The organism is Streptomyces sp. NPDC022552, assembly GCF_055561875.1.
In genome coordinates this window covers 34,440-59,422 of record NZ_JBVHGJ010000005.1, presented here as the reverse complement: position 1 = coordinate 59,422, position 24,983 = coordinate 34,440, and the positions used below count along the sequence as shown (strand labels likewise).

Here is a 24,983-nt window from a genome sequence, read left to right as displayed (position 1 = left end):
ACCGCGACGACCGCGGTGGCCGTTCCTTCGAGCGTCGTGACAACGACCGTCCGTTCAACCGCGACCGCCGCGACGACCGCCCCACGGGCGGCCACCGTGGCAGCGACCGTCCGTTCAACCGTGACCGTCGCGACGACCGCCCCGCGGGCGGCTTCCGCTCGGGCGGCGGCGACCGCCCGTACGGCCGCCGTGACGACCACCGCGGCGGCGACCACCGCGGCAGCGGCTCGACGGGCGGCTCGTCCTTCGGCCGCCGCGACGACAAGCCGCGCTGGAAGCGCAACGGCTGACCTCGCGTAACACGCTGAGAGATCGCTGAGCAGGGCCCGTACGACACTTCGGTGACGTACGGGCCCTGCTTCTTTGAACGGGTTCGAAAAAGCTGTCGAAGCCGGGGTGCGGACTGGTAGGGTCACGCTGGCTCAGGGGGTGGACGGGGAAAGAGGATCTTCTGCCCGCACGCGCGCCGCCGGAAGGCCGCCGCCGCGTCCTCCTGACCGCGTCTTCGGGAGGGACCTTCTTTGACTCGTACGGGCCATGGCCGGACGGGCGGCGCCGGCCGCCGCACCCGCGCCGCCCTCGTTCTGGCGCTGGCGACGGTCACGGCGGTGACGTCCGCCGGGATCGCGGCGCCCCCGGCGGTGGCCGACACGGCCTCCGACGTCACCGTGCTGCCGGCCGCCCCGCGCTTCTCGCCACGCGCCACCTCGATCCTCAACGCGGGTGAGACCGGCTACCTGTTGGCCCAGGAGGGCGACGTCCGCCTCCAGTGGATCGACTACGCCACCGGCAAGGCCACCCCGCTCGCCGTCACGCTGCCCGAGGCGCCGCGCTACGACTACGAGAGCGGCTACTGGGACCGGTACCAGAAGCTGCCCCTCGACGGCGGGGGTCACTGGGGCGACGGATCCGACACGGTCGCCGTCCACTCCGCCACCCCCGCCCCGCACGTGACGCTCCAGAAGGGCGCCGGCGCGGTCTTCGCCGACATCGCGCTCCCCGAGGGGCAGACGTATGTCGGCACCCACGGCGACACGGTGCTGACCCGTACCGGCGAGGCGGACGCGCCCACCGGCTACCACCTGCTGCGCTCCGCGGGCGGCACGGTGACGGACACGCCGGTCACGGGCATTCCCGAGGGCGTCGTCCTCAGCGGTGTGGAGGACGCCGACGCCACGTCGCTCGTCCTGCGTTACAGGGACCCGGACTCCACCGAGGGGTGGCAACGCTGGATCCTCGTGGACCTGTCGGACGGGGTGGCCGATCCGCTCCCGGACCGCCCGACGGAGGACGGGTGGGAGGTGGACGGCTTCCGGCTCGGCGCCGGAACGATCCTGCGGATGCGCACCGGACGGTACAAGGTCGACGTCCTCGACCGGGAGGCGCCGGGCACGGTGCTCCGCACCATCGAGTCGTCCGGCGGTCTCTTCACGGTCGGTGACAACGTGCTCGCCGCCCCGGGGCAAAGGGCCCAGAGCGGTGATTACCGGGGTTCCACCCTGTGGCGCGTGTTGAACGACGAGGGATCGATCGAGCCCGTCCTCCAATACGCGGAGCAGCAGGTCGTCCTCGCGCCCGACGGGACCGCCCTGGTCGCCGGCGCGAAGACTGCGGAGCCGCAAGGCGACATCGACTGGGCAGTGCACCGGATCTCGCCGGCCGCCGACGGCGGTGTGGAGGTGCGCCGCCTCACCACCGTGGAGCCCATGCCTGCCCGGATCTACGGCCTGTCCCTGGGCAGTGGCATCCTCACCACGGCGGAGAACAGCACCTACTTCCAGCCTGGCGACTACATGGGTGTCTACCGCAGCACCTGGCTGAGCTCCGCCGGACAGCCGCAGCCGGTCCGCACGACCGTGGACGGGCTGATGAGCGGCGACGACGGTGACTGCCACTCGACACTGACCGGGCGCTGCGCCGTGCTGTGGGCGAGCGGCGACGGCTTCCACGGGCGGCGGGACGCCACGTACCGGGACGCCACGATGCTGTACGAGAACGGCGCGAGCACCTGGGGGCCGCGGGTCACCACGGGCATGAGCAGCCCCGAACTGACGGGTCTGTCCGGCCGGTTCGGCCTGGTGGCGAGCGCTACCACGGGCGACCGCTCCGAGCCGTACGTCGTCGAGTTCCGCAAGCCCGACGGCGGGGCCGTCCTCGAACGGCGGACCGACGCCGTGGCCGCGCTGTGGGGATCCACCCTGTGGAGCGTCGCCAAGGACAGCAAGACCGTCACCTCGAAGACGCTGCCGTCCGGCGCCGCCGGCGAGTCCTTCACCACCCGCAACCAGTGCGTGCCCACCCAGCTCCAGGCCGCCGGCCGCTGGGTGTACTGGTCGTGCGACGAGACCGACTACGGTTACGGCCCCGGAGCGGGCTCGGGCGTCTACGACCGTCAGACCAAGCGGACCATGGACGTGCCGGGCCGCAACCTCCGCAACGTGCTGCTCGGCGACGGCTACCTCGTCCAGCAGGACCCGGAGGCGGGCCTGCGCCTCTACGACCTGCACGCCGGGCTCCCCGCATCCGGCTCCGCCGCCGACGTGCCGCAGCGGACCCTGGTGAGCGCCGCCGACCTCGGTTCCGACACGAAGGCCCGCTGGGACTGGACGGTGGACCGCTTCGGCGGGCACGTCGCCCATGTGGGGACCGACCAGCGGGTCCGTATCGTCCGCACCGGCGTCCCCGCGCCCGCCGTCTCCGTCATCGACTCCACGGTCACGGGCGCCGCGCTCGACCTGGCGGGTTCCTCCCCGCGCTGGGCCGGCACCTGGTGGACCTCCAAGCCCACCGGCGCCTGGCAGCTCACGGTGACCGAGAAGGCCACCGGCACCGTCGTCCGCACCGTCTCGGGCGCCGAGGCCCGGGGCCGGATCGAGGCCGCCTGGGACGGGAAGGACGTCTCCGGCCAGGCCGCCCGGAACGGCACGTACACCTGGACCCTCAGCGCGAAGCCCGCCGACGGCGTCGGCGCCGACCTGTCGGTGAAGGGCTCCCTCACCGTCTCCGGCGGCGCGCCCGCGGCGACGCCGCCCGCCCGCGACTACAGCGGCGACGGCAAGGGCGACCTGCTCGGGCTGACCCCGGCCGGTGCGCTGACCGTGCGTACGGGGTCGGGGGCCGGTGGGCTCGGGACGGGGGCGTCGGCGAGCGGATGGCCGGCGACGTCGACCGTCGTGCCCTTCGGGGACCTGTCGGGCGACCGGTGCAACGACCTGCTCGTGCGGAGCTCGGCGGGTGTGCTGACCCGCCACGACGGGGGCTGCGGGACCGCGTTCGCGCCGAACGGCCCGAAGCTCACCATCGGTTCGGGCTGGAACATCTACGACGCCCTGACCGCGCCGGGCGACCTGACCGGCGACGGCCGGACCGACCTGCTGGCGCGCACGCCGGCCGGTGAGCTGTGGATGTACGCCGACGACGGCGCGGGCAGGCTCAAGGGCCGCGTGAAGATCGGCGGCGGCTGGCAGATCTTCGACGCGGTCGTCGGCGTCGGCGACCTGAACGGCGACAAGGCCGGTGACCTGCTGGCCCGGGACACCGCCGGGGTGCTGTGGCGGTACAACGGCACCGGCAAGGGCGCGTTCGCCGCCCGGACGAGGATCGGCGGCGGCTGGCAGGGCTACAACGCGCTCGCGGCCGTCGGTGACATCACCGGCGACGGCAAGGCGGACCTGGTGGCCCGGGACACCGCCGGAGCGCTGTGGCGGTACAACGGGACCGGCGCGGGCACGTTCGCCGCGCGGCAGAAGATCGGCGGCGGCTGGCAGATGTACAAGACGCTGTCCTGACATGTGACGCGTGGTTCGGGGCCCGTACGGCAGTTGTTCGCCGTACGGGCCCCCGCGTGTTGAACGGGTTCGAATCGGGATCGAATCGAGCTGCCGGGTGTCGGCCGCTGCTGTTACTGTCGGCCTGATCGACACGGGTGGGGAGCGTCGGCCAGGGGGCCCGGCGCAGTGGACTTCCGCCCTGTCTCCTCATCTTCAGGATTCCCGGGGAGGGACCCTTCTTGGCACGCTCTTCACGCGCGCGTGACCGCCGTGCGCGTACGGCCGTCCTGGCCGCCGCACTCGTCGCCTCGGTGATCGGTGCGACGCCGGCCACCGCCGCACCGACCGCCGTTCAGGGGGCCGCGCCCGCCGCGGTCGCGCCCGGCGACCAGCTCGACATCACGCCCAACTGGCGGACCGTGCCGCGGCAGGCGACCGTGAGCGCCGTCAGCGCCAACGGTTACGTGCACGAGACCGAGGACTCCGACGAGCACTTCGGCGGCGAGCGCCACTGGACCGACTTCGCGACCGGCGCGACCGTGTCCCTCGGGTACGGCTCCGGCAACCCGTCCTTCGCCGAGGCCGGTGTCGGCGGGCGGTACGCGTACGTCGAGCGCGGCGCCGGCAATGCGTACCTCCGCGACCTCGCGACCGGCACCGAACAGTCGCTGACGCTGCCGCGCGACGCGAGCTACCGGGGTCTGCTCGGCGACACCCTGCTCTTCCAGCAGTACGAGTCCGAGGAGTCGTCGGAGAAGACCACCGGCTACTACCTGCGGCGGGCCGGGGACGCGACGGGGACCAAGATCCCCGTCACCGGCTTCCCCGCGGACGCCAACCTGCACATGGCGCGGCTCGTGGCCGGCGACGACACCGCCGCCGTGATCCGCTTCGGCAGGTCCGCCACCGACGCGTACGACCTCACCGACCTCGGCGTCGTCGACCTGCGGACCGGGCAGATGACGGTGATCGAGGCGCCGACCTCCGCCGGGGCGAGCATCCTCGTCGCGCCGGTGGCCCTGAGCGCCGACCGGATCGCGTGGGTCGACCGGAACCGCCAGGTGCACCTGCGGGAGCGGTCCGCCCCGAACGGCGCCGAGCGGACCTTCGCGCTGCCCGAGGGCCTGGGCGCCGCCCGTATCGGCCTGGTCGGCGACTGGGTGCTCGCCGTCGGCGAGGAGTCGGGCACCGGCTCCTCTCTGCAGCGCCGGCTCGTCGCCCTCGCTCCCGACGGGCGTTCGCAGACGCTCCTGGAGAAGGCCGAGCCGGAGATCAACCAGATCGTCGGCGGCGTCGGCGCGGCCGTCGTCGGCGGCAGCTCCGCGACCGACTGGTCGCTCCTGAAGGTCGTCCCGGGCAAGGGCGACGGCGCGCCGGGACTGGAGAAGCTGCACCGTGTCGAGCCGCTGGCGACTGCGGTGCAGTCGCTCGCTCTCGGCGCGGGCCGGCTCTCCACCCTGGAGCAGGACGGCCAGACGGGCCGCGGCTTCTACACGCGGACGCTGCCCGTCGGCCCGCTGCACACCGGCCAGTCCGAGCCGGTCGCGGCCGGGTCCGAGGAGCGGCTGGAGAGCACGACGCCGCTGTTCGACTCGGGTGACGGCCGCACGGTCCACCTGGCCCGCGGCACGTCCGGGATGGAGGTGGTCGGGCGGCGCTCCGCGAAGGAGACGACGCGGGCCGCCACGGGCAAGAGCTCGGGCCGGCTGGCCGACGCCTCCGGCCGGTGGGCGGTCTTCCAGGGCGGACGGCCGAGCTTCCCCGGCACGCTCGTCTCCGATGAGGAGACCCTCGTCGTGGACCTGGACGCGGCCCCCGGCAAGCCGTCCGTCGTCCGGAAGCAGGCGCAGACGGCGGCCGCCCTGCGGGGTGACACGCTGTTCACCGGTACGGACACCGTCGGCCAGGTGGCGCGTACGGACCTGTCCACGGGCAAGGCCCTCGGCACGGTCGCGACCGGCGCCGACTGCGCCGCCACGGAGCTTCAGGTGGCGGGCCGCTGGCTGTTCTGGGCCTGCGCCCAGTTCTCCAAGCAGGGCGTCGTGGACCTCCAGAAGGGCACCAAGGTCGCGCTGCCCCGCAGCTACTACAGCGGTGGCCTGCTGGGCGACGGCTTCTTCGTGGACCAGGGCAACACCGGCACGTACCTCCGGCTGATCGACTTCTCCTCCGGCACTGCCGCCGCGCCCCGCGCGCTGGTGGACTCCACGCCCGTGCACGGCGCGCGCCGGGAGGCGTGGACGGTGGACCGCTTCGGCGGGGCCGTGGCGTACAAGGACAGCCAGAACCTCGTCCACGCGGTGTGGACCGGAGTCCGTACCTCCGACCTGACGGCCATCTCGACCGACGCCCCGGCGAACGCGCGGGCGACGGACGGCTGGGCGGCGGCCTGGTCGCTGTCGAAGCCGGCGTCGTACTGGCAGGTGACGCTGCGCCGGAAGGTGAACGGTGCGGTGATCCGCACGTGGGACGGCGGCGAGACGCGCGGCCGGTTCGCGGTCCGCTGGGACGGCAAGGACGCCGCGGGCCGGCTCGTCACCGACGGCACGTTCACCTGGACGCTGACCGCCAACTCGGCCGATGGCGAGGGCAGCGACCTGCTGGCCTCGAACACGGTCTCCGTGACCGGCGGCAGGGTCCTGGGATGGCGGGACATGGCCGGGGACGACGGTTTCGGCGATCTGCTGGTGATGGATTCGACGGGTCTGGTGTCGCTGTACAAGGGCAACGGCTCGGGCGGTCTGGCCGCGCGGACCAACGGCACGGGCGGGAGGCTCCCGACGACGGCGCTCCTGGTGCCGGCCGGGGACATGACCGGTGACGGCTGCAACGACGTGTACGGGCGGGTCGGCGACGAGCTGCGCGCGTACCGCGCGGGCTGCGGCTCGATCGTCTCGGACTCCTCGGCGTACACGCTCGTCGGCCGGGGCTGGGGGCAGTACGACGTGCTGACGTCGTCGGGTGATGTGAACGGCGACGGCCGGGTCGACCTGATCGCCCGCCAGAAGTCGACCGGTGACATGTACTTCTACCCGGGCACGGAGGAAAGCCGCCTGGGCACGAGGGTGAAGATCGGCACGAACTGGAAGCTGTACGGGAAGATCGCGGGCGCCGGTGACCTGAACGGTGACGGGCGGGGCGATCTGCTCGGCGTGGACGCCGCGGGCGTGCTGTGGCGGTACTACGGCACGGCGAACGGCGGCGTGACCGCCCGGGTGAAGGTCGGCGGCGGCTGGGGCGCGTACACCTCCCTCGTCGGCGTCGGTGACCTCACGGGCGACGGCCGCGCGGAGCTGGTCGCGCGCGACACGACCGGCAAGCTGTGGCGCTACACCAACCAGGGCAACGGCCAGTACGCGGCCCGCGCGCTGATCGGCACGGGCGGCTGGTCCGCCTTCAAGGGCCTGTACTGACCCACCCCGTGGGGCCCACCCGCAGCGCCGGGCGGGCCCCACGGAGACGGGGCCGTGTCGGATACCCGATCGGCTCCGGCGATCGATGCGGCTATGCTCGGGTGTGTTGTGCCGAGGGCCGTTAGCTCAATTGGCAGAGCAGCGGACTTTTAATCCGTTGGTTGTGGGTTCGAGTCCCACACGGCCTACTTGTCGCAGGCGGGGATTAACCCCTCTGACCTGCTACTTAGCGCCTCGACTGGCTTCGGCTGGTCGGGGCGCTTCGTCGTTCCCGGCCCCATGCGGGAGCGATGCGGGAGCGGCGGTGCTGGAACTCCCGTTCGCCGCCACGGCTGGACGCGCTCTCGGCACGAGCCGGGCGGCTGCTTCTGCGGCGGCCTTGTCGACCTCGGGCAGCAGGCTCGTGTACGTGTCCGAAGTCAGCGTGATGGTGGAGTGCCGCAGCGTCTCCTTGATGGTGTGGAGGTCGCCACCGCCGGCGTGGGTGAGGGTCGCCGTCCCATGGCGCAGGTCCCGGAGGTTGATGGGCGGCAGGCCGATCTCCTCGTAGAGGCGCTGGAACTCCTTCGAGACGGTGTCCGGATGAAGCCAGGTGCCGTCCTCCTTGGTGAAGACCTTCCCCGTGTTCTGCCAGCCCTTCCCCCACTTGAGGCGCTCTTTGTTCTGGCGGACCTTATGCGCCCTCAGAACAGCCACGGTGTCGTTGTCCAGGCCGATGGTGTTCGCGCTGGAGTCCGTCTTCGGCTCCGACTCGTACGGTGTCCATCCGTCCTGCACGATCTCGCTCGCGACGGTGAGGAGTCCGGCGTCCAGGTTCACGTGCGTCCAGTCCTGGCCGACGCCCTCGCCCCGCCGCAGTCCGCGGAACGCGATCAGGTGGAAGAACGCGTACAGCCGGTGGTCTGACGAGTGGTCGAGGAAGGCCCCGAGCTGCGCCGGCATCCACACCATGACCGGGCTGGGCTTCTCGCCGGTCTCCAACCACCGCTCCACGCGCTCAGCGGTCCACAGGAGCGGCTTGGGCCGCTTGCCCGACTCAAGCTCCACGTGCGCGGCCGGGTTGAAGGTGACGAGCTGCCGAGCGATCGCCGCGTTCAGCGCCGCCCGCAGGGTCCGCCGGATGCTCTGACGGGTCGCAGGACCCGTGAGCTTCCGGAACGGCTTCATCTCGGCGAGCTTCGCCTTCTCCAGCGCCAGCTTGGCCCGCTCGGCGGCCACCAGGCGCCCCGCCTTGCTCGGCTTGCACCGCGCGATCTGATCGCGGCGCTCCAGGTTCTCGGCCGCGATGACCTCGTTCTCGTCGGCGATGGCGTCGAACATCTCCACGAGGTGCCCGACGTTGAGCCGGTCCAGCCGCAGGTGCCCGATGCGCGGCTTCAGGTGCACCTTGAGGTGCGAGGCGTAGCCGTTGGTCGTGGTTTTCCGCGTCTTCTTCGCCGCGAGCCAGGTGTCGAGCCACTCGCCGACCGTGACCCGGATGGTGAGGGACTGCGTGGTGTGGAGCCGGCGCCGCGTCTCTTCGAGGTCCGGCAGAGGTGCCTTGTTCTGCGCCACCTTGGCCAGTAGCTCGACGATTCGCTCGCTACGAGGCCCGCCTGACCGCACTCGGGAAGGGCGGGATGCTCTTCTCCGTCCTCGACCGGGCATTCCAGGCCCTCGACACCCGCCGGCCGATGCTGTTCGACCACATGCAGGGCGACCGCAGCCTCAACGCCGCCCTGCTGCCCGGCAACCGGGTCAGCGTGTGCGACATCAACTTCACCGAGCCCGAGTTCCTCCACACACTCGACGAGCTGCGCTCTGACCCCAGCCTCCTCACAAGGGCGACGAAGAAGGTCGCGCCGATCCCTGCGTGCGGCGACTGCCCGGCGCTGGCCATCTGCGGCGGCCCGTCCCGCAACGAACAGGCGCTCATCGGCGGCAGCACCCCCGACCCGCAGATGTGCGCCTTCTACACCAGCACCGTGGCCATCGCGGTGTGGGACAACACGGGGGTGCAATGAGCACCCCCGCCCGTACGGCACTGGTCTCAACGGCGGGGCATGACCGACTTTATCGCGCGCCTCCTTGCGATGCTGTTACCCGCGCGAGGGAAGTACCGCTCCACGCCTGCGCCGGAGCCGGCGCCCGGTCCGCTCTCTCAGCCCCGGCGACCGCTGCCGGAGCACAAGAGCCCATACGCTCGCGAGGCCGCGCGGAGGCAGACGTTCGTGGACACGATCAATCCTGTGCGTCCCTACGTCACCGCATCGCCCCGCAGGCGTCCGGACGACCCGAAGCGTCGGGCTCAGGCTGAACGTCGCTGGGCACTGGATATGGCGCTGCGCGGCATCGACGTGGGCCCGACCGTGATCCATGGCAGGCAGATCCGCCCTGACAGTCGGACGATTCGGGTGGCGGTGGGGGTATGACGGCCACTTCCTGCTGCCGGTGCGAGCGGATGACCGTCGCCCCTGTCGCGGTGCGCCACATCGAGCGGGCGAGCGGCCCCGGCGTCACCGTGTATGCCTGCACCGACTGCGCCCCACTCCTCACCCCTGGCCCACTCCCGGCGGAGACCGCCTTACCGGCGGGAGGCTGACTCCCCAAGCGATGCCCCTCCCGGATGGCGCCGTCCGGGAGGACCTCGTCATGGTCGAGCGAGGAAGGGTCAATCGCTGGAGGCGGCGCCGTCCCAGTCGAGAGAGCCCGCAGTAGGCGGCACGCCAGCGGCGTGCGCCGGGCGTACTGCGTGCGTGCCCAGGTGGAGAATCACCCTCTCGCGAAGTGGGACGGGACCACCCGGATGCGGCGGAAGCGCATCGCCTGCCGGTACACCTCGATGGACTTCATGCCACTTCGAGCGAGTCTGGTCTTTCCGGCCGTCGCCCGGCGTATTCACACCGAAACCATGCAGGATTACATTCCACACCGGCTGGAGCTCGGCGATCATCATGCTCTCAGCCATTGGTGTGAACAGGTCGTCCGCCGGCAGGAACCGGGTGTAGAAGTCGTCAATCTCAAGGTCATTGACCTTCTTGATCTTGTTCGCGTGCGTCATGAGGCGAGAACGGAGGGATTTGCTTTCCTCCGGTGATTTCACATCCGACCCGGTGCGTGAGCCTTCGGGAGTCGACCTGCCCACGTATATGGGAACTTCGAACGGGTGAGCCGCGAGAGGCTTGTAGAGATCGTGATCGCCGACGTAATAGATGGCGTAGATACCACACCCCATGAACGATCTGCTTCGAACGCTCCCGAGAGGGATCGGGTCTGTTTCTTCGAGAGCCCATTGGACGCTGCGTCCCAAGTTCTCGCGACGCAGCGGGTCGTAGATATCATCTCTGTCACTCATGCGGACCTCATTTCTCCCGGCGGCTGGGTCTATTCATCACTGGATGGCAGGGCGTCTTCCGCTTCGACTTCGCCCAACGGGTCCGCCTCGGGAATAGCGTCGACATGCGAGCCGGCGCGGTAATAGCGCCATGCGCTCTTGTAAGTGGCGGGAGCGTCGTCGTACATGATTCCGTACCCCATCAGGGCCGTGATCTGCCATGATTCCGGTATGGCTGTGGAGATCAGGCGGAACGCCTGGTCGGCGGTCAAGCTCTCTGAGGGGACGTGGACGGTCCGGCTCTTGTAGAGAGGGGACTTCTGGTACCGGAAGTTATAGGGCAGGCCCGCCTTTACGGTCTCCAGAAACTCTTCGAGCGTTGACTCCCCGATGCTCAGCCCGTCGACGGGGCGATCCAGGTCGATCGGGAACTGGGTGTCGAAGTGGTTGCTCTTGAGGGCCGTGGTGTCGCGCTGCCGGCCAGGGTCCTTATTGCCGAACCCGTTGTTGTTCCAAGGGATGTTGCCAAGTTCCTTGTGGTGGCTGATGAGCAGCTGCTCTGGCGCCAGGGCGGAGAAGTCTTCCGCGACATAGAGGCAGGAGAACGCCATCTCGTCGAGGCTGATCCGCCTGCGCCCGGAGATCTTGCGGAGATGGTTGCGGAGCCGGGCCGGAAGCGACTTGTCGGCCTTTCCGACGTACACGAATTGGCCGTTCAGGTAGAGCTGGTAAACGCCCGGCTTCTCCTTGAGGCCCGCGATACTGGCTTCGTTCAGCGGCGCCCGGTCCAACCCGTCCAAGGCGATGGCGAGCTGGTCGCCGAGGGCCTTCGTGATGCTGAGCGTGAAGTCCTTGTGGTAACCGTCGCCGCCGTTGGGCTCCAGCGTGGGCGTCATCCCGGCAACTCCTTACGCGTAGATGATCACCGCACGATACCCGTCGTACCTCAGCGCAGAGGCGGCGTCTCGCGGAATGACCCTGTTGATCAACAACTCCGCGGTATGCTTTTGAGACTGCTGAGCTGCCCGGGGAGTCGAGAATGAAGCGCACGTCTGTCGAGCTGTTCGCCGGTGGCGGAGGGCTGGCGATGGCGGTGGAGCGGGCGGGGTTCCGCCCCCTGCTGCTGAATGAGTTCAACAAGCGGGCGTGCGAGACCCTCGCCGCCAACGGCGCGGAGGCGTGCGAGGACGGGGAGCGTCCCCGTGTTCCCCGAGGCGCGGCGCGGCCGCCTCTCGTCGAGGGGGACATTCGGAAGCTCGACATGGACTACCTCAAGGGGAAGGTCGACGTGCTCGCTGGCGGCCCCCCGTGCCAGCCTTTCAGCCTGGGAGGTGTGGCGAAGGGGGATGAGGATCAGCGCAACATGTTCCCGGAGATGTTTAGGGCCGTTCGGGAGATTCAGCCGAAAGCCGTCATCTGCGAGAACGTGAGGGGTCTCCTGCGGCCTTCCTTCAAGCCGTACTTCAACTACATCTTGAGGGAGTTGGAACTCCCATTCGAGGAGCGGCGAGAGGGCACCACGTGGCAGGAACACGATCAGGCCCTGATCGCTCAAGGCGAAGTGTCCAGTGCTGATCTGAGCAAGCGGTACAAGGCCGTTATGGTCCCGGTCAACGCGGCTGACTATGGGGTCCCGCAGATCAGGAACCGGGTCATCATCGTGGCCTTCCGTGCCGATCTGAGAGTGGACGTCGACGAGTTCAAGCGGCTCGTGAGTCCGACGCATTCGGAGACGGCTTTGCTTCGATCATTCGCTGACGGCACCTACTGGAGAAACCACCCGGACGTGCCGGATCACGTCAGGGCTCGGGTGATGAAGCGCGTCCCCCAGACGCTGCCGATGGACGACGGCCTTAAGCCCTGGCGGACAATGCGGGACGCGATCCACGGAGATGGGCAGCTGAGGCTGCCGCCCATCCCGCTCGATCAGCAGGACAAGAAGCATGAGCACGGGGGGATCGCCTACCACGTCGGATGGCCGAACGCTCGTATCTACGACGGTCATACACCCAACGAACTTGATCGGCCGGCGAAGACCGTCAAGGCGGGTGTGCACGGCGTCCCAGGTGGAGAGTCGGTGATGCTCCTGGACGACCGAGTCCCCGATGCCACGGCGCCGGATGGCTGGCGCTACCTCCACCGCTACATGACCGTGCGGGAGACCGCTCGCGTTATGACGTTCCCCGATGATTGGAAGCTTGAGGGTCCTCGCGGAGAGAAGATGCGGCAGCTCGGAAACGCTGTTCCCGTCCTCCTTGGAGAGGTGTTCGCTAAGGCCGTCGCCGCCGCTCTGGACGGCGCGGAGAAGCGTAGGTGAGTGAGATGACGGCGCCAGAATCGGGCCGTTGGAAGGAGAAGCCGCCACCGACCAAGGCTTGGAAGGGGAAACAGGGCAGGAGCCGGGCGATCCTGGCGGCCGAACAGGACCGGGCGGCTGGGGGGCGGAACCGACGCATGGTCGACCTCGGGGACGGACGCTTCGCGAGAGCCTCGATCGAGCTGAAGTTGCTTCCGAGGACTAGGCGGATCCGGGCCTACCTTCGGTGGTCTGACAAGGGTCGGTCGCCCGCCGAGTACGTAGGCGAGGTTACGAACGACACACGGTCCGCGAATCTCGCTCAGGCCTGGAGAATGGCGCGTGTCGCTGGCCTCATCGCGGAGCAGGCGCCGCCAGAGGATTCGTGGGCCACGTCGCCGGCGGTTCGGTCAGTCATGCAGGGGAATCGCGGCAAGGACACGAAGCCTGAGGTTCGCCTTCGCTCCCTCCTGTACGCGGAGGGCCTGCGGTACAGGGTTGGGATCAGGCCCCTGCCGAACCTGCGCAGGACGGCCGATGTCGTCTTTCCCAAGGCGCGTGTCGCTGTGTTCGTCGATGGTTGTTTCTGGCACGGCTGTCCTGAGCATCACCGCCCGGCCACGAAGAACAGCGAGTTCTGGCGGGAGAAGATCGAGGGCAACCGCAGGCGGGACGCGGAGACGGATGGCCTTCTACGGGATGCCGGCTGGCAGGTAGTTCGAGTCTGGGAGCACGAGGACCTAGCCGAGGCCGCTGAGCGGATCCGCGGCATGCTGCCTGCGCGTGGCGGAGCGGCCGGCGGTGGGGCGGGACTACAACCCGAGCCCACCGAGTAGGTCTTCCACCGAATCCTCAAGACGACGCAGCACGATGCGCCCGTCACCATCGCTGAACGCGAGCAGAGTGGAGCCGGGCGCCAAACCAGCCTCCACCAGCAGGCCCATGGGCAGCTCCACGGTCCCGTTCTGTTGGACGGTGACCTGCGCTGGCTCGCGGATCGGCGCCATCTCCCACCACTCCCTCATGTCAATACAGCCCGAGACGTGCGCGGGATGTGATGCCGACTCTATCGGCGTCACGATTTGAGGCCGCCTGACGAGGCGACCGGTGGTACAACACTCACGAGCGCATCCGCTGCCCTGTCTCCTGCGCTCGGGGGTGGGGGAAGGGTGTCAACGGCCTCGTAGTGCCACGGCCGCATTCACTCAGTGAGTCGATCTTCCTGAGCCACGTTACGAGCGCCGTGCGAGCTCGTCTGCCACAACGTGGAGCCAACGGGAGAGAGCCTTTACTCGACTGCCTCGCAGGAGCATGCCAGCTTCAGCGTGAGAACGGGTTCCGCCGGGGGTGAGGTTCGCGGAACCGATGTACGCGAGTTGGTCGTCGGCCAGGACGACTTTGAAGTGGATACCCAGCCCGCTCTCGTCCCATGAGCACACCCTCAGCCCGCCGCCCGCCGCACCCCGTAAAACTTCCACCGCTGCCACGTTGGCATTGGAGCGGTCGGGCGCGGACCGACCCAGCGCCCTCGTGATCACCGTGCCGGTCCCGCCAGCCTCTGTGAGGGTGCTGAGGGCTGGCGCCACCGTGGCCGCGAAGGAGGGGTGCAGGTAGGGCGCGGCGATCACCAGGTGCGATTGCGCGCTCTCGGCGACATGGCGAATTGTCCGGCCCGTGTCGAGTGGCAGCCCGGGACCTCCGTTGTCACGCGACATCTCGTTCAAGGACTCGGTGAGGAAGGCCGGGACGGTGAGCACCAGCTCCCACCCTTCTTCGAGCGACATGGCCACCATGGCGTGGGCCTGAGCGAGCAGGAGAGGCGCGGCCTGCGTGACTTCGCCGACTTCGTCCACGACGCCGGCATGGACGAGGGCGTACGACACGAGCCGTCGATCGACTACGGCGTCCTGGATGAGTGCTGCTATCTCGGGACCAGTGCCGGCGGCGGCCGCGATGTTGGTCGCGGCCGCTGCGGTTTCAGCAGGGGCTGGTGCCTGCAGGAGCAGGGAGACCAGGGGTCTCAGCGGCTCCAGTACCCGCGCCACTGTCGTTCGCCTTCTCTTCCTGATTGCGAGCCTTGGGTGGTGCCGGACACGAGGGGGGGAAGCGTGCCGAACAGCAGGTTCCGGTCCAGAACGGTGTTGAACCTCGCGCAGGCGACCTCGGAGATGTGGAGGCACGCGGCACACGCTCCGCCGAAGTCGCGTCGGCAAGGCGGATCGAACACGCATCGGGTCTCCGCGTCTAGTTCACACAGAGCATCCTCCAAGTCGAATCGGTAGACGTGTTCGAGCCCGCCGAGTGTGAAGTTGCTGCGGGTGTTGGCATAGACGAGGAAAGCGCAATTGGCGGGGAAGAGATATTCCCCGAGTGAGTCGACGTTGAGCCCACACCGGGCGGCGAGGGCCTTCATCATGCGGTGTGCCATGGAGTGGACGAGGCCGAGGATGGCCTTCGTGATGTCGTTGTCAGGTGCGTTGAAGGCGTCGAGGACCGGATCGCTGAACTGGAAAATCCATCGCTGCGCCTCTTCCTGGGTTTCCAGGCCGGGGTCCTCGATGACGCCGGAGCCGACGAGCCACCGCACCACGGCGAGCTTGTCCAGTTCGAACAGCAGGCCCTCAGTTTCGGTTCGCACTCCGTACATGGGGAACTTACTGTCGCGTCCCGCCGGGAAGAAGCGGAACCGCTGCCTGGTCTGGGTCCCGCGGCGCGTGGTGGCCACCGCATTGCTGCTGATCCTCGTGTAGCCCGCCACGATGTACGCGATGGGCAGTTCTCGCAGTAAGGTGACGTCGGAGAATCCGTAGCGCGAGATCAGCTTGCGGTACTGCTGGTAGTAGGCCTCCAGTTGCGTGCCCGCGTCACCATCGAGCAGATTTTGGACGGTCAGGGGCTTGGCGTCCCAGGCGAGGCCAAGCTGCCGGCATTCTTCGCCGAAGACCTCGATCGTCTCGGGATCGCGGCCCAAGGCGTCGACCCGCGTGTCCCAGGCTGGTGTGTCGCCTTCCCGTTCCTTGGCCTTCGCGATGAGTTGGCGGTAAAGCACGTCCTCCGGATTGAGGCCGAGGGCTTCCGCCGTCTCGCGAGCCTGTTCTACGGCGCCGCCCGCAACGCTGACGCCTCCGGCACGCCGGAGCCCCTCGGCTCCTCTGGGAAGGGCGCCCAGGCTTTGAGCCACGGCTGCCGCGTACACACCCTCATAGGCGAGCGCGCCATAGTCACCACGGGTGGGCGGGTTGATGACAGTGATCTGCTGTGGGTAGTAGGCGGCGGTTTGTGGCACCCGCATGACTTGCGGACGGCCGTTGCGACAGGTGGCGCACCATCTGACGACGGGATCGTCAGAGCGCCGCTGGCAGCGGTCGCAGGTCCAGTACCAGCGGGAGGTGTTCAGGTCGCGGGTGTTGTTGAGTCGCATCGCGGCACGGCAGCCGGAGCCGCATCGAGGCGGCGCGAGCTCGCTCAGGTGGCCGCACTCGTGGACCTCGCACCAGGAGAACTGCTCCATCCGCCCGTGGCTGGATGTGGGGCAGGTGGGCAAGCTGTCGCTGTTGCGGATGAGCCGGAAGGCGCCACACACGCGGCAGAGGAAGGTGTTGGGGAAGCGGGCGGCTCGGAGGTCCTCCGCCTTGACCAGACTGAACTGACGTCGTTCGATCGCGGTGAGCTCGGTGCCGGATCGGGAACCGTTGTTCGACGCGCTCTCGAAGGGCAGGAGCAACCGGCGAAGCTGTGGGGCGACCCAGCCCTCGGGAACATCAAGGGGGGTTACCTGGCGGGGCGGCTCGCCGAGGACGGAGCCCTTTGAGGACCAGTTATAGGGCTGGCCCGGCATATAGCGCCACAGCGCCTGGATGTTGCTGCGGTTGAGTTGTTCGAAGACCATGCGGAATCTCTCCGGATACGGGAGCGGGACGGCGGGGCACGAGGCGTGGGACGCGCGTGCGACTACAACTCGCCGTAGATGGTCAAGGGCTCCTCGATATCGCGGAGGGATCGTGGCACAGACGGGTGCAGCAGGTCGGGGAGGCGCTTGCCGGCTTCCGCTCGAAACGGAAGCGTGGCCAGCTGATCGTCGACCCAGACGTCGATGGCCTCACGGTGCATCCGGTGGTAGACACTCGTGTCGTCGATGCCGAATCCGTGACGAAGTAGGGAAACGAGCAGCGTGCGGTTCAACACCCCATCCCGCACGGCGTCGCGGAAGGCGGTGGAGTCGGCGAGAGAGCGACGCCGGCGTCCCCCTGTGATCCACTCGCGGTCGAGGACCTGCAGGAACCACGCCATCAGTCCGCCCGGCAGGACCCGCTTGAGGACGGGCACCGATTCCCGGTTCACGGGCACCTTGTGGACCAAGCGGTCCAGGTAGCGGATCCACTCCGGGTAGTAGCGGAAGACACTCGCGTCGCGGTCTCGGCTGGGGTTGATCACGTTCACGACCAGCCCGGGAAAGCGACGTCCCACGCGGGCGGATGCCTGGATGATCTCGGACGCCTGGGTCGGTGTGCCCATGACAGCCATGACGCCAAGGCGGGCGACGTCGAATCCGTGCCCGATGGCCTTGGTGGCGGCGATCAGCCTGACCCGCTCCGATTTGTGGTCCGGAGGCGTCCGGAGGCGGGCGACGGCTGAGCGGATGACGTCAGGGCTGGTGTCGCCGTTGATGACGGCCAGGTTGTCTTCGCTCTCCAGCAGCTCCCGTACAGCGGGGTCCCGGACGAAGCTGGTCAGGTCCTCGTTGCGCAGGCAGTAGGTGACCAGGACCTCGAAGAGATCCTCACCCGCGCGTCGCGCCTCCTCGACGATCTCCGCATCGGTCGCATCCAGGCCCGCTTCCGCGACGACGCTCTTGGGGTCGTCACACAGGTCACGCACCCATTGATCGTGAACCACCGCGACCTCTCGGGTGGCGGTCACCATGGTGCTTGCCCGTGAGCGCACTCCGAGGTAGCGGCGCAGGGGGTCGCCCTTGCGGGTAGTCGACCAGAACGTCTCCCCGGCCTCCCGGCCATTGACGGGGAAGCGCCGGGCGTCGCGGTCGTAGAGGTGGCGCACCTGGTTCTGGTAGCCCTCGATGGTCGCGGTGGCGCCGACGATCTGGAAGGGATCGTTCTTGAGGTGCTCACTGATCTTCTGCAGTAGCGACTCGTACATGCCGTCCAGCGCGCCGAGACTCTCGTCGAGCAGGTGCAGTTCGTCGGCGATCTCAAGCCGCACATGTCCGAAGCCCTTGGGCACCGGGCGCCGGTCTTCCTTGCATCCGAAGACGGGGCACCAGGTGGGGCTGGCGGAGTAGCCGTGCTTGGGGCACAAGGAGTGCGGACGGCCGAGCAGGATCTGGAAGGCCTGGTTCTGGCCGAGTTGCGCGAGCTTGTCGACTGTTCCGACGAGTACGGATGGTGCCCGGCGATAGATGTCATCGTCCACCCCCCAGATGGGGAGCACGCCGGCCAGTTCGCAGCTGGAGTTCTGGCAGATGTGGCGCATGGTGTGGGTCGGGTCGTCCCACTTGACGGTGAGGCCCTGCCCACAGAGTGGGCAGTTGTCCAAGACCCTGCACGCTTCGGCGGTCGTGGGGTCCGTGGGGTCCGGTCCGCTGTAGTAGTTGCTGCCGTCAGGCTTGCGGAGCCGGTTCGGAGTGTTGCCGCCGCCGACGAAGTACCCGATTCCGAAGGCCGCCGTATGGGCGATGCGGGGATCCTGTCGCCGCAGGACCTCCGCGTTCATGACCATCTTCGCGAATCGCTCGGTCTGCTGGAGGGCCAGCAGGCGTAGGGGGAAGCGCGCCCATACCTGAGTGCCTCGGGTGACGCCGGTGTACCGGCCGTAGAAGAGCGTGGCGAGCATGAGGCCGAGATAGGCCTCGGACTTACCGCCGCCCGTCTGGAACCAGACGATGTTGACAGCGGGGTGTCGCTTGGGGTCGACCATGCCGGGTAGGCACCCAACGATCCAGGCGACCTGGAACGGGTGCCAATCGACGTAGTCGTCCGCGGCGGCCCGGACCACCTTGTTCGCCGCCACGAAGGCGTCGCGCACGTTCGGGTCCGAGCGCAGAAGATCCAAGCCGGCGCGCACCCATGCCGCCTCCGCGCGCGCGGCCGTCGCGTCTTTCTCGGCCTCCGCGCGCGCCTTGTCGTTCCATCCGCGTTCTGCGTGAAGGGCGTCCAGGGCTGTTGTCCCCCACTTGTCGTCTACCCAGACGTCCAAAAGGTCTACAAGTGTGGAGACGGTGCCGACCGGTTCGGCGATCAAGGAGGCGAAGGACGTGTCAATCGGGACCTGTCGGCCGGCGGCGTCGGAGGATTCCCTTCTGGGATACCCGCGCCAGGTCGGTTCCGTGGCGGCGAACTCGGTCCGGAGGGTGGTGTGTCCGTCGTCGTCCTGGTGTGAGACGGGCGAGGCGTGTCCGAACGCGGGCACAGACCGCTCATACCGATGTGACTGCGCGACCTGCTCCAGCTCGTACGGCTCGACGGGCACGTCGAGCGTCGCGGTCAGGACCACCTGGTACAGGCGGGTGTCGAGGTACGCCTCCTCATATGGGCGAACGCCATCGATCAACTGGTCCTGGGGCGCCGGCGTGGTGTTCACCACCGCGACGAAGACCTCGAAGAGGCCGTCGACCGGCGTGATCTCGAACTCGACGGCGGCACGATGTTCGGGCGGCAGCACATGCGTCGCCGCGACCAGGTTGCGGGCGCCGTACGCGGCCCACGTCTGCTCATCGGCCAAGTCATGTTCGAGCGGGAGGGAGCCGTTCGCCGGGGCGCCTAGGCGATGACGGAAGAGCTGGTGGTCGTGGCGGGACGCGGCGGAGCGGAGTGCTGCGGCGATCTCGGCTTCCCCGACACGCATCGACAGGGCCCCTGCGGGAGGCAGGTGGACGGGGATCCGCACAGGATCCATCGTGGCCTTCGTCCAGATCTGCGCGAGAGGGTACTTCGTCCTCCCGCCGTTTCCTGAGGCCGCCGTACGAGTCTGAGGTGAGCCACCAGCCGTGGGCCCGGTGGACGCCCGAACGGTCGCACCCGCCCGAGCCGCCCCGCCGCGCGCGTCGGAAGGACGCGCGTCGCGTGGGGTAATCGCGGTGTCGCGCTGCTCCTCTACGGTCGGATGGAGTGCCAGGAACGTTGATGCCGCGACCTCGATCGTGAGGGCTTTCGGCAGCGTTCGGACGCGGAAGGAGAAACCCTGGGCGGGTGGAGTGATCTGAAGCCCGCGGAAGCCGGCGTTGGTCTCGTTGACCAACTTCGCCTCGCTGGCGAGCATGCCAAGCCAGAGGTGCTTTTGCGGCTGGTCCAGCAGTCGAGTCCCAGCGGGAATGAACGTACCGGCCGCTCGACTGACGATGCGACGTGAGAGGCAGCCCAGAAGAGCGTCATATCTCTGGGCGGGGGTTTCGGCCATCGTGATGGCATGGCCATGATGAAACACGGACATGGCGAAGCTCCTGTGTCAAGGGACGTGGGCAGGAAGCCATGGGCACGTCCGGGCGACCCCTCGCGTGACCTGCATGTGGTGTGAGATGGGAGAGCTACGTGTGTACTGCGCTTCTGGCCGCATAGCGTAGCAAGGGCGAAAGTGCCCGTGCACGCTGATCAACCCAACTCCGGTTTCACGGTGCAGATTTGATGAATCGACAGTCCCGCGTCACGCGGGGTCGTCAAGCGTCGCCCCATCTGAGTGCCGCGACGATGAGAACGGTGCGACTCGTTCCGCACAGGCCGAGGGCGCGGTGAGGTGTCGGGCAGTCCCGAGATATGAAGCTCCGGATCGACGTTGATCACCCAGCCCCGGGCAGATGCCCTCCACGTGATCGACGGGGACACTCGCGCGTGGTCGGCCGCCTACTGCCGGGCAACGGATAACAAGCGCGGTACGCCAAATGGGCAGGTCAGGTCGCATGTGATGCGGGAGCATTGCGGGAGCGGACGCCCTTTGATGGAGTGCTCGCGGACTCCCTGATGCTGTCCGAGCTGGACGGGGTGTAGCCCCTGACCTGCACGGGAGTCCGCGAGCTGGATCATGACTCACCCAGTTGGACGAATGCCTTTCGACTTTTAATCCGTTGGTTGTGGGTTCGAGTCCCACACGGCCTACATGGTGGCGCCCCGCCCGGTTCCGACCGGGCGGGGCGCTTCGCCGTCTCCGGACCCGGCCGTGCCGGCCGGAGGCCAGAGGCCAGAGGCCGTCTCCCCCCGCCCGAAGGCGAGGGGCGTCGTGCTGCGGGGCAGGGATGTCCGGCAGGTGCCTTGTCAGTCCTCGTCGTCGGCGGACGGCGGGAGGTCGGGCTCGAGGAACAGTCCCTGATACCGCGGGACGGGCTGCTCGCCGGAGGCGTCTGTGCGGGCGGCCGCCTCGCCGTAGGCAGATTGCGCCGGCAGCGTCTTCTCAGGCACTCGTACTCCAGTTCTTGCACGTCGTGTGATCGAGGAAGGGACGTGCCCTTACGGGGATCGGTCGCGGGGCCGGCGGTTCCGGGCCGGCCCGGCGGATGTGTCCGACGAGGCTGTGGCGGTCGGTGACGAGCCGGCTGATCGTTGTGGCCTGCCCGCTGATCCGATCCTGCCGGCCGGCAGCGTCTGCCTTCAGCCCATCGATCTGATGCTGCAGGTTATCGCGGATGGCGGTGAAGTCCTCCCGTTTTTCTGCCGGGGTGTCCCGCGTGCGGCTCGGGCCGCCCGGACGCCGCAGAAGCCGGTGGCTGCCGACACGCCGATCGAGGTCCAAGTCCCAGGGCTCATAAGGGGCCTTACCCGCAGGGGCATGGCGACCCCAGGGAGGTACCGACGGGACGGTGTCCGATTTAGTGCTTTCCTCGGGCGGTCCGGATTTATTCAACAGCCTTGCTTTTCTAATGGTCTTGACCAATACCCGAGCGGTTGGCAGGCTGGAATGGCCGTAACCGATCATGCGTTCTCGTCGTGCGAGGCGTTCATCGGATACGTGTCATATTCCGAGACAGGGGGCCGGATGGGAAAGCGCTCGCCGCGGTCGGCGCAGCAGTGTGGGTGCCGGTAGGTCACATCACCTGTCTCGCGATCCGAGAACGCATCAGTGCCTGGTCAGAGACGTCTCTAAGTGTTGCAAGGGTCCCGTCGCGGGACTGATGCGCACCCCTGTGCGGTGCGCCCTTGCATTTCTTCGTCATGCATTGGTCTCGCAAGAATTCGTTGCGGGTCGTGCTGCCTTGCCATGCATTTCTTCCGTGGACTGTCAGGGAATAGGAGGCTTGCGTCAGACGTGCAAGGAAAACAGATCACACACAAAGGCGTATCCGTCACATACGCGCCCGAGTTCGAATCCTCGGGCCACATCGATGATCTCTGGGCACGCGTGGCCCTGCCGGCCGCGGCGCCCGAGCCGGCCGCCGAGCCTGTGGTGGCACCCGGTCTGCGCCTTGCCCTGTCGCTGCTGGAGGAAGGCGTACTGACCAGTCGTGCGAACCGCTCCTGCGGTTCGTACGTGGCGCGGGCGGTTCCGTCGGCCGGGGCGGTGTACCCGTACGAGTTCGCCGTCCTCGCCATGGAGAACGGTCTGCCGACCGCCTTCCGGATCGACACCGACCGCCGTACCTGCGCCCGGTTGGCCGTCGGCGCACGCGTCACCGCCGCGCTGGACGCCTCCGTGCTCTCCGTTCCGGAGGACGGCGGGGCGCTGGTGGTCACGCTCACCCGTCCCTGGCTCTCGATGCGCAAGTACGGCGACCGCGGGTACCTGTACACCCAGCTCGACGCCGGGCACGCGGCCGGGAACCTCTTACTGGCCGCTGCCGGCCGTGGCGCCACGGGGGCGCTTCGGCTGCGCTTCCCGAGGGAATCCCTCTCGGAGTTGCTGGAGGCGGGCGAGAACTGCCGCGAGATCCATTCCGCGACCCTGGTACCCGCCGGCCCGGCAGACGCGGCGGGAGAGGCCGGCCCGGCCGACGCCGCCGCGGCGTGGACCCGCTGGACCGTGCACGACGAGACCGACCGGGAGCTGCGCGGCTCCACCTGGCGGTCGTGGCTGGAGAGCACCTGCTGGGACTCCGTCGCCGCGTGGCCCGAGCACTCCGGCGCTCCGAGCCTCCATTCCGTACCCGCACCACTCACGCGGATCCGCACCGACCGGCAACTGCCCGACGCGCCCGACGGCTTGGGCAAGCCGTCCGAATGGTCGGAACTGATCGCGACCCGCGCCTCCAGCAAGGCGTTCACGGGCGAACCGGTCTCCGCCGACTCCGTCTGGCGGGCCGTCTCGGCCCTGTCTACGTCGCTGGCCACCGACCTCCCCGACGCCTCGCCGCTGTCCGCGACCCTGGTCCTGCGGTCCACGACGGACCCCGAGCAGGACGGCGTCTACCGGCTGCGGACCGGCGAGCGGCAGCCAGGACGGCTGCCCTCCACCGACGAGGTGGCCCGTGCCTGCATGCAGCAGCGCGCGCTCGCCGGGGCCTCCGCCGTCCTCCTCCTCCACGTGCCGCGTACCTCGCTCGCCGGGGCCGACTCGGCCGCCGGCGCCGAGAACCTGCGCGAACTCGGCTTCCGCTGCGGTGCCTTGGGGCAGCTGCTCTACCTGGGCGCGAACCGCGCGAAGGTCGGCGTGACCGCCATCGGCGGCTTCGACACCCCGCTGTGGCGCACGCTGGCGGGGCTGCCGGAGGACGACGAGATCCTGTACGCCCTGCTGCTCGGCTGCCCGGACGACTCGGGCATCAAGTTCGACCGGCTTGCCATGGCGCACGCCCAGAACGAGCGGTGAGCCCGATGCGCGCCGTACTTCCCGATCTCCTCACCGACGTCCTCGCCCGCCACGGCGAGCGCGTCGCGGTCACCGACGCCGACGGTTCGCTCGGATACACCGAACTCGCCGACCGGGCCCGTACCGCCGCCGACCGGCTCGCCCGGTACGACGTGGCGGGCGAGCGGCTGCGGGTGGGCCTGTACGCCACCAACTCCGTCGACTACGTGGTCGGCTACCTCGCCACGCTGTTCGCCGGGGCCGTGCCCTTCCTGGCCGACTCCGCCTTCGGTCCGTACGACCTCTCCCGGATCGCCGAGGACTGCGGCCTCGATCTGCTGATCCACGCCCCGGGCGCCGATGTCTCCGCCGTCGTGGACGAGGCCCTCGACGACGGCGGCGCGTTCGGCGCCCTCGCGGTCGGCCGGGTGCGCCGGACCGGCGCACCCCGCCCGCCGCTGCTGGACGACACCGAGGTGTGCCGCTTCACGTCCGGCTCGACCGGCCGGCCCAACTGCATCGAGTTCTCCGGCGCGGCCGTGTCCGCGGCGGCCGCCAACTGGGTCAAGGGCACCGGGCTCTCGGCCGACGACCGGATCGCGTGCTTCGCCGCGCTCTCGAACGGCCTGGCGTTCAACACCTCCTTGCTGGCGGCCTTCCTGCCGGGCGCCTCGCTGCACCTGTCGCACGGACTGCCCACCGCCTCCCGGGTCGTACGGCTCCTGGAGAGCACCGCGGCCACCCGGCTGGTGGCGTTCCCGGCCCTGTACGAGTCGATCGTGCGGCGTTCCCCGAAGGAAGGCTTCGGGGCCGTCCGTACCGCGATCTCCTCCGGCGCCCCGCTGCGCGAGACCGTGCGCCAGGAGTTCACCCGGCTCACCGGCGTACCGATCCACAACTACTACGGGGTCGCCGAGACCGGGCCGCTGACCTACGCCCCCGACGGGGCGGGCACCGGACTCGGAGCGCCGCTGCCGGGTGTGTGCCTGCTCGCGGAGGAGCAGAACATCCGGGTCAGGAGCGAGTCGATGGGGTCGCGGTACCTCAACGCGCCCGGCGTGTTCGAGGAGCGCGTCGACGCCGAGGGGTACTACCGCACCGGCGACCAGGGCCATCTGCTCGACGGCGCGCTGCACCTGACCGGCCGGACGAGCCGGCTGGTCAACGTGGGCGGCCGCAAGATCGACCCGATCGAGATCGCCGACGTGCTGCGCACGGCCGACGGGGTGCTGGACGCGGTCGCCTTCGAGGCCGAGAACCAGCACGGCGAGCCGACCCTGGCCGCCGTGGTCGCCGTCGAACCCGGCGTGACCGCGCAGTCCCTGCGCACGCACTGCGCGGCGACGCTGCCCTCGTTCAAGGTGCCCGGAATCCTCCGGCTGGTGGACCGCATCCCGGCGAACTCGATCGGCAAGCCGTCCGTCGAGCGCCTGCGGCGCCTGCTCAGCGAGCCCCAGAGCAACTGA

General features: G+C 69.0%; 16 protein-coding genes, 1 tRNA gene and 2 pseudogenes. 10 read left to right on the top strand and 9 right to left on the bottom strand.

What is annotated here, in order from left to right; all coding sequences use genetic code 11:
- The 4 genes and pseudogenes from ACZ3OF_RS15780 to ACZ3OF_RS15765 all read left to right on the top strand — a co-directional run.
- Nucleotides 1-290, top strand: a pseudogene (locus ACZ3OF_RS15780) (DEAD/DEAH box helicase); the annotation flags it as partial.
- Nucleotides 291-521: 231 nt separating this feature from the next.
- The gene (locus ACZ3OF_RS15775) at nt 522-3,788 is read left to right on the top strand and encodes an FG-GAP-like repeat-containing protein (RefSeq protein ID WP_467305040.1); all 3,267 of its coding nucleotides are present in this window, start codon (nt 522-524) and stop codon (nt 3,786-3,788) included.
- A gap of 221 nt (nt 3,789-4,009) precedes the next feature.
- Nucleotides 4,010-7,183, top strand: a complete 3,174-nt coding sequence (locus tag ACZ3OF_RS15770; RefSeq protein WP_467305038.1) for an FG-GAP-like repeat-containing protein — start codon at nt 4,010-4,012, stop codon at nt 7,181-7,183.
- A 115-nt stretch (nt 7,184-7,298) separates the two neighbouring features.
- A tRNA-Lys gene (locus ACZ3OF_RS15765) sits at nt 7,299-7,371 on the top strand.
- A gap of 34 nt (nt 7,372-7,405) precedes the next feature.
- On the opposite strand, the pseudogene ACZ3OF_RS15760 reads toward ACZ3OF_RS15765, so the two are convergent.
- Nucleotides 7,406-8,764, bottom strand: a pseudogene (locus ACZ3OF_RS15760) (site-specific integrase); the annotation flags it as partial.
- 38 nt (nt 8,765-8,802) lie between these two features.
- Between ACZ3OF_RS15760 and ACZ3OF_RS15755 the strand changes: the two are divergent.
- Both ACZ3OF_RS15755 and ACZ3OF_RS15750 read left to right on the top strand, forming a co-directional pair.
- On the top strand, nt 8,803-9,186 hold the full coding sequence (locus ACZ3OF_RS15755; RefSeq protein ID WP_467305036.1) for a hypothetical protein: 384 nt from the start codon (nt 8,803-8,805) through the stop codon (nt 9,184-9,186).
- A 207-nt stretch (nt 9,187-9,393) separates the two neighbouring features.
- Nucleotides 9,394-9,594, top strand: coding sequence for a hypothetical protein (locus tag ACZ3OF_RS15750; protein ID WP_467305034.1), 201 nt, complete (start codon nt 9,394-9,396; stop codon nt 9,592-9,594).
- Nucleotides 9,595-9,833: 239 nt separating this feature from the next.
- Here ACZ3OF_RS15750 and ACZ3OF_RS15745 read toward each other — a convergent pair whose 3' ends face one another.
- Both ACZ3OF_RS15745 and ACZ3OF_RS15740 read right to left on the bottom strand, forming a co-directional pair.
- Nucleotides 9,834-10,517, bottom strand: coding sequence for an Eco29kI family restriction endonuclease (locus ACZ3OF_RS15745; protein ID WP_467305032.1), 684 nt, complete (start codon nt 10,515-10,517; stop codon nt 9,834-9,836).
- A 29-nt stretch (nt 10,518-10,546) separates the two neighbouring features.
- The gene (locus tag ACZ3OF_RS15740; RefSeq protein WP_467305030.1) at nt 10,547-11,392 is read right to left on the bottom strand and encodes a GIY-YIG nuclease family protein; all 846 of its coding nucleotides are present in this window, start codon (nt 11,390-11,392) and stop codon (nt 10,547-10,549) included.
- Between the two features lie 143 nt (nt 11,393-11,535).
- On the opposite strand from ACZ3OF_RS15740, the gene ACZ3OF_RS15735 reads away from it, so the two are divergent.
- Together ACZ3OF_RS15735 and ACZ3OF_RS15730 are read left to right on the top strand one after the other, a co-directional pair.
- Nucleotides 11,536-12,813, top strand: coding sequence for a DNA cytosine methyltransferase (locus ACZ3OF_RS15735; RefSeq protein ID WP_467305028.1), 1,278 nt, complete (start codon nt 11,536-11,538; stop codon nt 12,811-12,813).
- Between the two features lie 5 nt (nt 12,814-12,818).
- Nucleotides 12,819-13,628, top strand: coding sequence for a very short patch repair endonuclease (locus ACZ3OF_RS15730; protein WP_467305395.1), 810 nt, complete (start codon nt 12,819-12,821; stop codon nt 13,626-13,628).
- On the opposite strand, the gene ACZ3OF_RS15725 is transcribed toward ACZ3OF_RS15730, so the two are convergent.
- The 6 genes from ACZ3OF_RS15725 to ACZ3OF_RS15700 form a co-directional block, all read right to left on the bottom strand.
- The gene (locus ACZ3OF_RS15725) at nt 13,605-13,799 is read right to left on the bottom strand and encodes a hypothetical protein (protein ID WP_467305027.1); all 195 of its coding nucleotides are present in this window, start codon (nt 13,797-13,799) and stop codon (nt 13,605-13,607) included. The two genes, ACZ3OF_RS15730 and ACZ3OF_RS15725, sit on opposite strands and share 24 nt — an antisense overlap.
- A 225-nt stretch (nt 13,800-14,024) precedes the next feature.
- Complete coding sequence (locus ACZ3OF_RS15720) at nt 14,025-14,837, bottom strand: phospholipase D-like domain-containing protein (RefSeq protein WP_467305025.1); 813 nt, start codon at nt 14,835-14,837, stop codon at nt 14,025-14,027.
- Nucleotides 14,813-16,681, bottom strand: coding sequence for a hypothetical protein (locus tag ACZ3OF_RS15715; protein ID WP_467305023.1), 1,869 nt, complete (start codon nt 16,679-16,681; stop codon nt 14,813-14,815). The genes ACZ3OF_RS15720 and ACZ3OF_RS15715 overlap by 25 nt, the downstream gene beginning before the upstream one ends.
- 62 nt (nt 16,682-16,743) lie before the next feature.
- Complete coding sequence (locus tag ACZ3OF_RS15710; protein WP_467305021.1) at nt 16,744-20,238, bottom strand: helicase-related protein; 3,495 nt, start codon at nt 20,236-20,238, stop codon at nt 16,744-16,746.
- An 815-nt stretch (nt 20,239-21,053) separates the two neighbouring features.
- Entirely contained in the window at nt 21,054-21,197 is a 144-nt protein-coding gene (locus ACZ3OF_RS15705) for a hypothetical protein (protein ID WP_361670615.1), read from the bottom strand.
- Complete coding sequence (locus tag ACZ3OF_RS15700) at nt 21,190-21,711, bottom strand: hypothetical protein (RefSeq protein ID WP_361670618.1); 522 nt, start codon at nt 21,709-21,711, stop codon at nt 21,190-21,192. The genes ACZ3OF_RS15705 and ACZ3OF_RS15700 overlap by 8 nt, the downstream gene beginning before the upstream one ends.
- Before the next feature lie 423 nt (nt 21,712-22,134).
- On the opposite strand from ACZ3OF_RS15700, the gene ACZ3OF_RS15695 reads away from it, so the two are divergent.
- Both ACZ3OF_RS15695 and ACZ3OF_RS15690 read left to right on the top strand, forming a co-directional pair.
- Nucleotides 22,135-23,538: a nitroreductase family protein gene (locus ACZ3OF_RS15695; protein WP_467305018.1), complete on the top strand. Its 1,404-nt coding sequence runs from the start codon at nt 22,135-22,137 to the stop codon at nt 23,536-23,538.
- A 5-nt stretch (nt 23,539-23,543) separates the two neighbouring features.
- Nucleotides 23,544-24,983 carry a class I adenylate-forming enzyme family protein gene (locus ACZ3OF_RS15690; protein WP_467305016.1) on the top strand — a complete coding sequence of 480 codons (1,440 nt, stop codon included), beginning with the start codon at nt 23,544-23,546 and terminating at the stop codon, nt 24,981-24,983.

What these genes read in the sequence shown, in the direction of transcription:
- ACZ3OF_RS15755 (WP_467305036.1), top strand. Translation starts at nt 8,803, where the DNA reads ATGCTCTTCTCCGTCCTCGACCGGGCATTCCAGGCCCTCGACACCCGC.
- ACZ3OF_RS15745 (WP_467305032.1), bottom strand. Translation starts at nt 10,517, where the DNA reads ATGAGTGACAGAGATGATATCTACGACCCGCTGCGTCGCGAGAACTTG.
- ACZ3OF_RS15740 (WP_467305030.1), bottom strand. Translation starts at nt 11,392, where the DNA reads ATGACGCCCACGCTGGAGCCCAACGGCGGCGACGGTTACCACAAGGAC.
- ACZ3OF_RS15735 (WP_467305028.1), top strand. Translation starts at nt 11,536, where the DNA reads ATGAAGCGCACGTCTGTCGAGCTGTTCGCCGGTGGCGGAGGGCTGGCG.
- ACZ3OF_RS15730 (WP_467305395.1), top strand. Translation starts at nt 12,819, where the DNA reads ATGACGGCGCCAGAATCGGGCCGTTGGAAGGAGAAGCCGCCACCGACC.
- ACZ3OF_RS15725 (WP_467305027.1), bottom strand. Translation starts at nt 13,799, where the DNA reads ATGGCGCCGATCCGCGAGCCAGCGCAGGTCACCGTCCAACAGAACGGG.
- ACZ3OF_RS15715 (WP_467305023.1), bottom strand. Translation starts at nt 16,681, where the DNA reads ATGGTCTTCGAACAACTCAACCGCAGCAACATCCAGGCGCTGTGGCGC.
- ACZ3OF_RS15710 (WP_467305021.1), bottom strand. Translation starts at nt 20,238, where the DNA reads ATGTCCGTGTTTCATCATGGCCATGCCATCACGATGGCCGAAACCCCC.
- ACZ3OF_RS15700 (WP_361670618.1), bottom strand. Translation starts at nt 21,711, where the DNA reads ATGATCGGTTACGGCCATTCCAGCCTGCCAACCGCTCGGGTATTGGTC.
- ACZ3OF_RS15690 (WP_467305016.1), top strand. Translation starts at nt 23,544, where the DNA reads ATGCGCGCCGTACTTCCCGATCTCCTCACCGACGTCCTCGCCCGCCAC.